Source organism: Mucilaginibacter phyllosphaerae, assembly GCF_004378255.1.
Lineage (GTDB): Bacteria > Bacteroidota > Bacteroidia > Sphingobacteriales > Sphingobacteriaceae > Mucilaginibacter > Mucilaginibacter phyllosphaerae.
The window spans coordinates 281,208-293,217 of the sequence record NZ_SNQG01000006.1 but is presented as its reverse complement, the minus strand read 5'-3'; the positions used below and the strand labels follow the sequence as shown (position 1 = coordinate 293,217).

The 12,010-nt window shown below is 44.2% G+C and carries 11 protein-coding genes; 3 read left to right on the top strand and 8 right to left on the bottom strand.

Annotation, left to right across the window (positions count from 1 at the left end; translation table 11 throughout):
• Positions 1 to 114: 114 nt before the first annotated feature.
• The 4 genes from E2R65_RS17115 to E2R65_RS17100 all read right to left on the bottom strand — a co-directional run bounded on the left by E2R65_RS17115 (position 115) and on the right by E2R65_RS17100 (position 3,772).
• Positions 115 to 654 carry a hypothetical protein gene (locus tag E2R65_RS17115; RefSeq protein ID WP_134337705.1) on the bottom strand — a complete coding sequence of 180 codons (540 nt, stop codon included), beginning with the start codon at positions 652 to 654 and terminating at the stop codon, positions 115 to 117.
• Between the two features lie 38 nt (positions 655 to 692).
• The gene (locus tag E2R65_RS17110; protein ID WP_134337704.1) at positions 693 to 1,190 is read right to left on the bottom strand and encodes a TspO/MBR family protein; all 498 of its coding nucleotides are present in this window, start codon (positions 1,188 to 1,190) and stop codon (positions 693 to 695) included.
• Positions 1,191 to 1,334: 144 nt separating this feature from the next.
• Positions 1,335 to 2,459 carry a 4-hydroxyphenylpyruvate dioxygenase gene (hppD, locus tag E2R65_RS17105; protein WP_134337703.1) on the bottom strand — a complete coding sequence of 375 codons (1,125 nt, stop codon included), beginning with the start codon at positions 2,457 to 2,459 and terminating at the stop codon, positions 1,335 to 1,337.
• Between the two features lie 155 nt (positions 2,460 to 2,614).
• On the bottom strand, positions 2,615 to 3,772 hold the full coding sequence (locus tag E2R65_RS17100; RefSeq protein WP_134337702.1) for a homogentisate 1,2-dioxygenase: 1,158 nt from the start codon (positions 3,770 to 3,772) through the stop codon (positions 2,615 to 2,617).
• A gap of 1,297 nt (positions 3,773 to 5,069) precedes the next feature.
• Here E2R65_RS17100 and E2R65_RS17095 point away from each other — a divergent pair.
• The 3 genes from E2R65_RS17095 to E2R65_RS17085 all read left to right on the top strand — a co-directional run bounded on the left by E2R65_RS17095 (position 5,070) and on the right by E2R65_RS17085 (position 7,902).
• Complete coding sequence (locus E2R65_RS17095) at positions 5,070 to 6,065, top strand: fumarylacetoacetate hydrolase family protein (protein ID WP_134337701.1); 996 nt, start codon at positions 5,070 to 5,072, stop codon at positions 6,063 to 6,065.
• Between the two features lie 103 nt (positions 6,066 to 6,168).
• Positions 6,169 to 7,059 carry a flavin reductase family protein gene (locus E2R65_RS17090; RefSeq protein WP_134337719.1) on the top strand — a complete coding sequence of 297 codons (891 nt, stop codon included), beginning with the start codon at positions 6,169 to 6,171 and terminating at the stop codon, positions 7,057 to 7,059.
• A 117-nt stretch (positions 7,060 to 7,176) separates the two neighbouring features.
• Complete coding sequence (locus tag E2R65_RS17085) at positions 7,177 to 7,902, top strand: DUF3891 family protein (protein WP_158285292.1); 726 nt, start codon at positions 7,177 to 7,179, stop codon at positions 7,900 to 7,902.
• A 2-nt stretch (positions 7,903 to 7,904) separates the two neighbouring features.
• Here E2R65_RS17085 and E2R65_RS17080 read toward each other — a convergent pair whose 3' ends face one another.
• The 4 genes from E2R65_RS17080 to E2R65_RS17065 form a co-directional block, all read right to left on the bottom strand.
• Entirely contained in the window at positions 7,905 to 8,651 is a 747-nt protein-coding gene (locus E2R65_RS17080; protein WP_134337699.1) for a LytR/AlgR family response regulator transcription factor, read from the bottom strand.
• Entirely contained in the window at positions 8,648 to 9,682 is a 1,035-nt protein-coding gene (locus tag E2R65_RS17075; RefSeq protein ID WP_229704687.1) for a sensor histidine kinase, read from the bottom strand. Before E2R65_RS17075 ends, E2R65_RS17080 begins: the two co-directional genes overlap by 4 nt.
• A 74-nt stretch (positions 9,683 to 9,756) precedes the next feature.
• Positions 9,757 to 10,587: a LiaF transmembrane domain-containing protein gene (locus tag E2R65_RS17070; protein WP_134337698.1), complete on the bottom strand. Its 831-nt coding sequence runs from the start codon at positions 10,585 to 10,587 to the stop codon at positions 9,757 to 9,759.
• 715 nt (positions 10,588 to 11,302) lie between these two features.
• Complete coding sequence (locus tag E2R65_RS17065; RefSeq protein WP_134337697.1) at positions 11,303 to 11,845, bottom strand: transposase; 543 nt, start codon at positions 11,843 to 11,845, stop codon at positions 11,303 to 11,305.
• Positions 11,846 to 12,010: the final 165 nt, after the last annotated feature.

The window sequence follows — 12,010 nt, the reverse complement described above, 5'->3', positions numbered from 1 at the left end:
CTCTAACCTCTAACCTCTAACCTCTAACCTCTAACCTCTAACCTCTAACCTCTAACCTCTAACCTCTAACCTCTAACCTCTAACCTCTAACCTCTAACCTCTAACCTCTAACCTCTAACCTGCAAATAACCCCTTTAACCCGTCGATAATGCTTTGGAAGAAGGTGGGGATGCTTAGGCCGTTGCTGTGATTAAAGTACAAAAAGATACAAAATATAACGGCTGCGATAATGATAAAGCGCTTAAACAGGTAACCTATTAAAATTAAGCCCAGCGGGATGCAGATCAATAATATCCAGCTTATTTTTACAGGCGTTAGCTTACTATCGTGCCGGTAAATGTAATATAGCATAGAATGTGTGCCGTTATCATTTTCGTGACGGGCATACACAAAACCCGATTTTTCTATCTTATGCCTGTAAAAGGCAGTGCCTTTATCAAAGGTTAACTGCTCGGTAAAGCTGTTAACGGTAAATGTGAAAATGCCGCTTACGTTTTCCTGGATATTTTGGGCGGTATCTACCGCAATAATAGCAATCTCGTCTTTAGCAAAAGGGTTTTCCTTAACTACAAAATGATTGATGGCGATGGTATCTGCAAAACTGTAACCAAAGGCAGTTAAAAAAAGTAGACAGGTAAATAAAATTCTTTTCATTTCAGGCACGGTAACGTGCAATAAAAATAGTGTTTTTCTTATTTGTTAAGCACGCAAATACTAATGTTTAATAAAGTAGCATAGCCAACCCATAAAAAATAAGGCACCAGCAGCCAGGCCGCCGCTTTGCTAAACCTGCCGAAATAAGATATATTAAGTATAATGGTGACCAGCAGGGCTATAATGATGATAAGCCCGCCGGTGATTTGATGCATGCCAAAAAATACAATCGACCAGGAAAAATTAAGCGCCAGCTGCAAAATGTAAACTATTAAAGCCGATCGGTATATCGCGGTATCATTGCGTAGTTTCCAAACCAGGTAAGCAGCGGTAGCTATCAGGATGTAAAGGATAGTCCATGCCACCGGGAAAAGCCAGTTTGGTGGTGTAAAATCGGGTTTGTTCAAAGTGATATACCAGGCCTTTATTTGAGGCCGGGTAAAAAAAGAGGCAACGGCCCCAATGGATAGCGTAATGGCTAAACTGGTGATATAGGCTACGGGTTTAAATTTATTTGGCAATGCCTGGGGGTGCATAATGATGGTGTTTTCAAACTTAATAAAATATTTTAAAATGTGATAGCAGTGATTTTATTTTTGATATTCGTTTAGTATTGCCAAAGTTGTATCAATAAAAAACCGGGCAGTTGCGCCCGGTTTTGAATAGCATGTTAAAGCTAATTAAAGGTTTCCCCTTAATTCCTGCTCACGCTCAATGGCTTCAAATAAGGCTTTAAAATTACCTGCACCGAATGATTTTGCCCCCTTGCGCTGAATGATCTCGAAGAAAAGGGTAGGGCGGTCTTCTACAGGTTTGGTAAAAATCTGCAATAGGTAGCCCTCGTCATCACGATCAACCAAAATGCCCAGCTTTTCTAATGGGCCAAGGTCCTCATCAATATGGCCAACACGTGCGGTAAGTTCGCGGTAATAAGAGGTAGGCACCGTTAAAAACTCCACGCCACGGCTTTGCAGGTCGGTAACGGTTTTAACAATATTATCAGTAGCCAGGGCCATATGCTGTACGCCTTCGCCTTCGTAAAACTCTAAATACTCTTCAATCTGGCTTTTCTTTTTGCCCTCAGCAGGCTCATTTATCGGGAATTTTACATAACCGTTCCCGTTGCTCATTACCTTGCTCATCAGGGCAGAGTATTCGGTAGAGATCATTTTATCATCAAAGGTTAAGATGTTGCGGAAACCCATAATATCCTCATAAAAATTAACCCATTTATCCATTTTGTGCCAACCCACGTTACCTACGCAATGGTCTACATATAGCAAGCCTGCAACAGGCGGCTGGTAGGCAGTTTGCATGGCTTTGTAACCCGGTAAAAACGGGCCGTTATAGTTTTTACGTTCGATGAAAAGATGTACGGTTTCGCCGTAAAGTTTGATGCCACTGGTACGTACTTCGCCATTTTCGTCGGTAATGGTTTGCGGCTCCTGAAATGGCTCGGCACCACGGCTGGTGGTTTGTTTAAAGGCATCGTAGGCATCATCAACCCAAAGGGCTAATACCTTTACACCGTCGCCATGTTTTTTAATATGTTCTGATATAGGGTGATCTGAATGCAGCGGCGTAGTTAGTACCAAACGGATCTTGCCCTGCTGCAAAACATAAGAGGCGCGGTCGCGTACGCCTGTTTCCGGTCCTGCATAAGCCAGGTCCTGAAAGCCGAAAGCAGTTTTATAATAATGGGCAGCCTGCTTGGCATTGCCCACATAAAATTCAATATAATCTGTACCGTTAAGCGGTAAAAAATCGGTTGTTTTTGGTTTGGTATCTAATGTTAATGTTTCCATTGTTGTATGTTAGTTATGCTCCCTCTAAATCTCCCCCGATAGGGGAGACTTTTGGGAGTTATTTTATTTAATTTCAAGTATTCTCCTTTGGAGAAGAAGCAAGAGACTGTTTTTATTTTTTAAGTCCTCTCTTTTGGAGAGGATTTATGTGAGCTTTAAATTACCCAGCTTTTATAGTAATTGCCGTCTTCTATATTCACCGCATCTTCTGTCAGCATCAGCGGGCGGAAAGGGTCTATCATCACGGCCAGTTCGTCTGTAAACTCTTTGCCGATAGATTTTTCTACCGAGCCCGGCGCCGGGCCGTGCGGTATGCCACCGGGGTGCAGAGTTATTTGCCCTTTTACTACGCTTTTGCGGCTCATAAAATCGCCGTCTACATAATACAATACCTCGTCGCTATCCACATTGCTGTGGTTGTAAGGTGCAGGGATAGATAGGGGGTGATAATCAAATTTGCGCGGCACAAAAGAGCAGATCACAAAGTTGTGGCCTTCAAAAGTTTGGTGTACGGGTGGTGGTTGGTGTACGCGGCCGGTTATCGGTTCAAAATCATGAATAGAAAACGCCCAGGGGTAATGGAAACCATCCCAGCCCACAAAATCAAAAGGGTGGGTGCCATAGGTGTACGGATAAATAAGCCCCTGTTTTTTGATCAGGATCTTAAAATCGCCTTTTTGGTCGATAGTTTCCAGATCGGTAGGGCGTTTAATATCACGTTCGCAATATGGCGAATGCTCCATCAGCTGCCCGTATGCATTACGGTACCGTTTTGGTGAACGTATCGGGCTAAAGCTTTCTACGATAAACAGGCGGTTATCCTCACTGTCAAACTCCAGCTGGTAAATGGTACCGCGGGGTATCACCAGGTAATCGCCATACTCGAATTTTATCTTCCCAAAACCTGTTATTAAAGTACCCGACCCAACGTGGATAAATATCACCTCGTCGGCCTGGCTGTTCTTGTAAAAATAGTCTGTCATGCTTTTGCGAGGGGCCGCCAGGGAGATGTGCAGATCGGCGTTTACCAGCACGGGCTTGCGGCTTTTCAGGTAATCGTCTTCTGGTTTTATATTAAAACCTATCAGGCTGGTGTGCTTCAGGTGCTTCTCGCGGGCTATTTTGGGCTCAACAGAATAAGGCTCGCCCAGTTCTTTGACGATGGTGGGCGGGTAGGCGTGGTAAACCAGCGAGTACAGGCTGGAGAAACCTTCTGTTGATACCAGTTCTTCGGCATATAAAGTGCCGTCGGGCTTACGGAATTGCGTATGCCGCTTATGCGGGATAGTCCCTAAAGTGTGGTAAATAGGCATGATTTAATTAATTGGTTTATTCAGAACGTTTTAACGGTTCAAAAATTTTAATAACAGTACAGGCGAATGCGTACGGGATTGACCGGTACCATTGCGGCGTATATCAACAAGAATAAAATTAGAATTGCGCTAAAGCGATCTTAGAGAGCACAGCATCCCTGAAGGAAGAGGAGTTACTCATAGAAGTAAGCCCAAGGGAAAAGTAAAACTGTTTTTTAATGCTCATCATTGCTATCAAAATTAAGGGGAATAAATTTAATATGCAAGCATAGTTTTGGTGAATAGTGATTGGTTTAAAACCGTAGAGGCGCGATACTTCGCGTCTTAATGAATGCCCGGTCACCCGTAGAGGCGCGATACTTCGCGTCTTAATGAATGCCCGGTCACCCGTAGAGGCGCGATACTTCGCGTCTTATTGAGTGCCCGGCCATCCGTAGAGGCGCGATACTTCGCGTCTTAATGCATGCCTGGTTCACCCGTAGAGACGCGATACTTCGCGTCTTAATGAATGCCGGTCACCCGTAGAGGCGCGATACTTCGCGTCTTAATGCATGCCTGGTTCACCCGTAGAGACGCGATACTTCGCGTCTCGGAACATGCAAGGTGTTCACCAATCTAAACAAGACGCGAAGTATCGCGTCTCTACGATAAATGGAAATTCATTGCCAATCTAAACAAGACGCGAAGTATCGCGCCTCTACGATAAATAGAAATTCGTTACCAATCTAAAGGGGACGCGAAGTATCGCGTCGCTACGATAAATAGAAATTCGTTACCAATCTAAACAAGACGCGAAGTATCGCGTCTCTACGATAAATAGAAAATCATTACCAATCTAAAGGAGACGCGAAGTATCGCGTCTTTACGATAAATGGAAATTCATTGCCAATCTAAACAAGACGCGAAGTATCGCGCCTCTACGATAAATAGAAATTCGTTACTAATCTAAACAAGACGCGAAGTATCGCGCCGCTACAGGTAAATAGAAATTCGTTACCAATCTAAACAAGACGCGAAGTATTGCGTCTCTACGATAAATAGAAATTCATTGCCAATCTAAACAAGACGCGAAGTATCGCGTCTCTACGATAAATAGAAAATCATTACCAATCTAAAGGGGACGCGAAGTATCGCGCCTGTACAGGTAAATAGAAATTCATTACCATTCTAAACAAGACGCTAAGTATCGCGTCTCTATGATAAATGGAAATTCATTGCCAATCTAAACAAGACGCTACAAATCATATCAATCAACTATTTTACTACTTTTGATTTCCGATAAACCAATTATATCCTTATGAAATTAGTATCCTACAAAACCGAAGACCGGGAACATTTGGGCGTATATATCAACGGACATATTTACAACCTGAATTCCTGCGATAAGCTGATCCCTGATAACATGAATGAATTTTTGTGGGGTGGTGATGAGCTGATGGAACACGCTAAACGCGTTAACGAAGAGATACGATCTGGCAAGACAGCGGCTAAAGAAGAGTTGTTTTTTGAGCTGATGGCGCCGGTACCTCATCCAACATCCTGCAGGGATGGTTATGCCTTCCGCCAGCATGTGGCTGCTGCCCGCCGCAACCGTAAGGTGGATATGATTGCCGAATTTGACCAGTACCCCATATTTTATTTTACTAATCATAACGCCATACAAGGCCCCGGTGAAATTGAATGCATGCCCGATCACTTTCAGAAATTGGATTTTGAATTGGAAGTAGCCGTGGTGCTCAACAAAAAGGGCCGCAACATCCGCGCTGACGAAGCAGATAGCTACATAGCCGGTTATATGATCATGAACGATATGAGCGCCCGCACCCTGCAAATGGAAGAAATGCTGCTTAATCTTGGCCCGGCTAAAGGAAAAGATTTTTCGACCGTGATTGGCCCCTGGCTGGTTACACCGGATGAGCTGGAGCAGTACAAAACTGCACCTAAAGAGGGCCATACGGGCGTTACCTATAACCTGACCATGAAATGCCATGTTAACGGCGTAGAGATAAGCAGCGGTAACATGGCCGATATGGACTGGACCTTTGCCGAGATCATTGAGCGTTGTGCCTACGGCTGCGATGTATTGCCCGGCGACGTGATAGGATCCGGTACGGTAGGTACGGGCTGTTTCCTGGAACTGAATGGTACCGGCCTGTTGAACAACCCTAACTACCAGCCCCAATGGCTGCAACCAAACGATCTGGTAGAAATGGAAATAACCGGCCTGGGTATGTTAGGTAACATTATTAAAAAAAGTGATGATGATTTTTCAATTTTAGGGTTGAAGAAATAGGCCCCGCCCAACCCTCCCCGAAAGGGAGGGCTTTGAATTACACAGGCTTCTTAAAGTCTCCCCTTTCGGGGGAGATTTAGAGGGGGCTTTTATGAGTACCACCATGCTATCCCTCCAAACAAAAGATCTTACCCCTTTACAGATACAGGCTTACCTTAATTATGCGGTGGCGCCGCGGCCTATTTGCCTGGCATCAACTATTGATAAAGAAGGGAATGTGAACCTAAGCCCGTTTAGTTTTTTTAACCTGTTTAGCGTTAACCCGCCGGTGTGCGTGTTCTCACCGTCGCGCAGGGTGAGGGATAATACCACCAAGCATACGCTGGAGAATTTGAAGGACGTGCCCGAGTGTGTCATCAATATTGTGAATTACGATATGGTGCAGCAGGTATCGCTCTCCAGTGTAGAGTACCCGGCTGGGGTAAACGAGTTTACAAAATCAGGATTGACCGAGCTCCCATCTACTTTGGTAAAACCACCCCGTGTAGCCGAATCAAAAATACAGCTGGAATGTGTGGTAAAGGATGTGATTAGCCTGGGCGATACGCCTGGCGCGGGTAATTTGGTAATAGCCGAGATCAAAGTAATTCACATCAATGAAGATGTTTTGAATACTGATGGATCTATTGACCAACTGAAAACAGATCACGTGGCCCGCCTGGGTGGCGATTGGTACTGCCGCGTTACTGCCGATAACCTGTTTAAGGTAGCCAAGCCGGTTACTACGGTAGGTATTGGGTTTGATGCTATTCCGCATGCTATCCGTAACTCCAAAGTGCTTACAGGGAATAACCTGGGGCAATTAGGCAATGTAGAACAACTGCCAACTGATGTTGAAATAGAAGCCTACACCCAAAGCGATGAACTAAAAGAGATCTTTGATGCTACCATCGGCGATAACCAAACCCGCGAACTGCAGCTGCATTTAAAAGCCAAACAACTGCTGGATAATGGATTAGTGGCCGATGCCTGGAAGGTGCTGCTGGCAGAGTGACGATGTGGTAGAGATGCTATACTTAGCGTCTCTTTTAACTGCATGGTGGGAGACGCAAAGTATTGCGTCTCTACGGTAACCCTTAAACAATTTTCCCCGCCAATCATTATCCTTGTGATGATCGTTAACTACACAGAACAAGGCTGGGAAATCATAACGCAACGGGCACATGGCCTGCTGTCCGCCCAGATTGCGATGCATTGGCGCAAAAAAGACCGTCCCGGCCGCTGGACGGAAACCCTGATTGCCATTGCCGACCATGACGACGCCCAAACCGAGCTGGAAGCCGATGACCTGCTTACCCCGCAAGGCGGCCCGGTAGATTTCAGCATGAAAAAGTTTGAGCCGGAGCATTGCCAAAGGCTTCATGATTTCTCCGTTTCCAAAAGCCGGTATATCGCTTTGCTAACTTCTATACACATGGTTTTTCTGCACAAAGGCGAAGCCGGTAGCAACCCTTTGGTAAAGCCTTTTTTGCTGGAGCAAGAGAGGCTGCAAAAAAACTGGATGCAGGAACTTGGCATCACCTCAAAAGAAACAGATAAAGCTTATGGATTACTGGAATGGTGTGATGCCTTCTCCCTACTGCTTGCCCAGCATGAGGTACAACCCGAGAATCGTACCATCGAGGTAAGCCAGGGACCGGATAACAAGCAATATAAACTCCTGCGCAACCCCAATGGCTCCCTAACCATCAAACCCTGGCCGTTTGAAGATGATAGTTTTAGCCTTACTTTAGAAAGCCGTACACTGCCAACCCTGCAATTTAAAAACTGCGCCCAATTCAAAAAAGAACTGGCAGAGGCAGATGTAACGGAAAAGGTTTGGAAATTGGAAAAATAAAATTATATTCCCAATACCTGCTTCAGCTTCACGTAGCCTGTTTTACTCACCGGGATCTTGGCACCCGATTTTAGGATAGCCAGGTGGCTGTCTTTTTCATACGGGTCTAAGCGGGTAATTTGCTGTATGGCGATGATATAAGAGCGGTGTACGCGCACAAAGTAGCGCGGATCTAAGGTCTTTTCGAAAAAAGCCATCGTTTTGTTTTTCAGGAAGGCCCCTTCAGCGGTTACAACGCTTACGTAATCATCGTCGGCCTGCAGGTATTCTACATCGTGCACGGCAATGATCTTTACTTTGGTGCCTGTTTTTACAACGATACGCTCATTTTGCCCCGGTGATTGTGCGGCTTCTTCTAATAAGGGGTTGGTTTTGGTTACCGGGGTAGGGCCGGCAGGGGCCTGGGCCAGTAGTTTTTCTATTGCCTTAGTGAAGCGTTCTTTACTGAAGGGTTTTAAAAGGTAATCTACCGCGTGTGCTTCAAAGGCTTTAATAGCATATTCGTCAAAGGCGGTTGCAAAAATTACGGCAGGCGGGTTATCAACCAGTTCCAGCATTTCAAAGCCGTTTATTTTGGGCATCTGCACATCTAAAAAAATAAGATCGGGCTGATGCTGCTGTATGGCTTTAAGGCCTTCAAAACCATCGCCACATTCTTGTATCACGTTTATCAGGGGGAAATCCTGCAAGTATTCTAAAACAACCATACGGGCCAAAGGCTCGTCATCAATAACTAAAGCGCTGATCATAACTGCGGTATTTTTATTATGGTTGTAAATATATTATCATTTGCGTGAGTTTCCATTAAATCATTACGTGCAAATATCAAATAAAGCCGCCGTTGTACCCCGCTAAGGCCAAAACCGGTGCCTTTGCTGCGCCGACTGGTTTTAGGGTCGTAAGGATTTTGGATCATGATGATGAGGTATTGGTCCTCGGTTTCGGCGCGTACGCTGATGGTAACATCTTCGGTAGTATCATATAAGCCAAATTTAATGGCGTTCTCTACCAGTGGCTGCAGCAGTAGTGAGGGCAGCATAGCTTCGCCGCATTTATCATCGCAACTAATTTCTGTTTGCAGGCGGTGGCCAAAACGCACTTTTTCAATTTCCAGGTATAAATTTAAGTGCGCAAGTTCATCAGTTAAAGGCACCAGCAGCTGGTCGTCCTTTTTGAGGGTGCCGCGTAGAAAGTCTGACAGTTGATGGATCATCTTACGTGCCAGCTCGGGCTTAAAGCCTATCAGGGCGTTGATAGAGTTTAAGCTGTTGAATAAAAAGTGGGGCTGCAGCTGCTGGCGCAGATTATAAAGCTCGGCATCGCGGGCCAGCTTTTCGGCTTCGGTTTTACGCTCAACGGTTTTTTTATGGTCCAGCTGTGAATACCACAGGGCGCTGATCATGGCCATCCAGCCGATAGCTAAAAACAGTGTAAAGAAGCGGATAACCACCGATTGCTGCAAAAAATTAAAATAAACCTGCCCCATATTAAACAGCGGCATAATATAGCGGCACCCGGCAACGCAGGCACCGGCAAGGGCGGCGCACCATATTAACAGGTACACGTAGCTTTCTTTATCGGGCTGGTAATACTTTAGGTTGTTATTGATAAGCCAGCAGGCACAAGAGAGCAGCAAGGCGCTCATACCGGCATCGTTAACTGCGGTTATCCACGGGAAACCGAAGCTATGGATAATGTATGCCTGCAGGCCGGCCCAAACCAACCCGCAAACCGTAAAGGCGCCGATTAATTTTGATTGCGATATTTGTGAAGCAGCCAAAGCTTTTTATTTAGTTAATGTGTGGATTAAGGTTATTTGTGAAACAGGCAGATCTTAACGGTATGTATGGTTTGCTAATAGCTGCGGATATCTACGCCGGCAAACATCGATACACCTTTTAGCACCAATACTTTATCGGTAGTGTTGGGCTGGGCGGTTTTGATGCGCTTATCGTCTACACCGGCAAATACAGCTGCCAGATCAGGCACCACATGCCAGTTGGCGGGTACAATAAGTTTTGTGCCGCCAAACATCTGGGTAATATCTACTATTACACGGCCGTGGATATCTGCCTGGGTAAAATCAAGTTCGGTGCCGCCAAAAATGTTGGTGATCTCGCCGCCCTGAAAGTTTTTTGATAAAATGGTTTTATTTACGCCGCCAAACACTGCGGTAGCATTCAGGTAATCATCCTCTGTTAGCGGCGGCATATTGGTGCCGGCGTTGTTTACCGGCTCGGCAGCGTTTGGCTCTGTACTGTCTATATCAAAGTTTGCCAGGGGCTTTTCGGCACTGTAGGGGTTAGCCTGGTATTTTTTATCCCAGTAGTCGTTTTTGATCACCGGCTTTTCGGTTTTGCGGCGCATAATGATCCAGATCCCGAAAGAGATAAGCATTACAGGGAAGATCACGTCGCCCCAGTCAAAACTCGGAAAAAGATCATCTAACAAGTTAAGCAAACCGATGATAACCAATATAAACCATACCGGCTTACGGAAATTGTGTTTTGCGCCAAAATAAAGGCCTAAAACAATTAACCCTAACGGCCAGCTGAACAGCCAGTTTGGGAAGAAGAAAAAGTTGAATTGTTTGATCAGCAGTACACCGCCTACTGCCAATAAGATCATCCCGGCTAAAACCTTGTTTTGGGGGGTGCGGTTTGTATCGTCTATATGATTGGGCATGGTAATCTTTATTTTAAATCTTATCCAAATCTAAATTAAGATTGCACATCTGCAAACCCAATGTTGGTGATATGATTAAAGAAGTCGGTAAGCGCGGGAGAATTGTCGGTAAAAAATTAGGCTGGGGTAATTGTAGAGATATGATACATCGTGTATGATTGATTTCATTCTTTTTATAGGCACGATACATCGCGCCTTAACGATATTCATTAATGAACAGTTTATAACCGTCCTAAGGAGACGCGAAGTATCGCGTCTCTACGATTAGGATTTTAAATCGATTTGTTTCTCTGTAGAGACGCAATACTTTGCGTCTTAATGAATGTGCATTAATGAACAGTTTATAACCGTCCTGAAGGAGACGCGAAGTATCGCGTCTCTACGATTTTAAGGATAGGTTATAAAATATTTTTTACTGTAGAGACGCAATACTTTGCGTCTTAATGAATATGCATTAATGGATAGTTTATAACCGTCCTGAAGGAGACGCGAAGTATCGCGTCTCTACGATTAGGATTTTAAATCGATTTGTTTCTCTGTAGAGACGCAATACTTTGCGTCTTAATGAATGTGCATTAATGTACAGTTTATAACCGTCCTAAAGGAGACGCGAAGTATCGCGTCTCTACGATTAGGATTTTAAATCGATTTGTTTCTCTGTGGAGACGCAATACTTTGCGTCTTAATGAATATGCATTGTTGAAGTATCGCGCCTCTACGGCTTGTAAAGGTTTTCAAAGTCAGTCCCTTTTAATAACCAATTATCCGGATTGTCGTAAATATACTGCTGTATATTTGCGAGTTCTTTTTCATTACGGATCACCCTGTCATAATATCCCGGTTGCCAGGAAAAATCAACATTATTTAACACAGCATATTGTTTTACGGAAGATTTGTACCCCCTTATAACTGAAGCTAAATTTTTTGATTGTCCACCTGCTTTATTTAACTCCCATGTGTCCTTATCAGGTTTGTTAATAAACAGAATGCCGTGGATATGATCGGGCATAATAACAAATCCCTCTAATTCTATATACGGATGAAATTGTGGTATTTTAAGCCAATTGTTATATGCAATATCGGCAATCAGTGTGTTTTTTAAAGACGAAATATCTTGCTCCTTTTTTTCAACGATGCCGAAATATGGAACCCTGTCTTTTGTGCAAATAGTTACAAAATATAAAGCATGCGAACCATAATCCCAGCCTTCTAATCTGGTGGATGATATGCGATATCTGCTTTTATATTTATCTTCCATTTCACCGTAGAGACGCGATACTTCGCGTCTTAATTAAATATGCATTAATGAACAATTTATAGCCGTCCTAAAGGAGACGCGAAGTATCACGCCTCTACATATTTAAAAAGAACAATTATAATTATTTTTCACCGTAGAGACGCGATACTTCGCGTCCTAATTAAA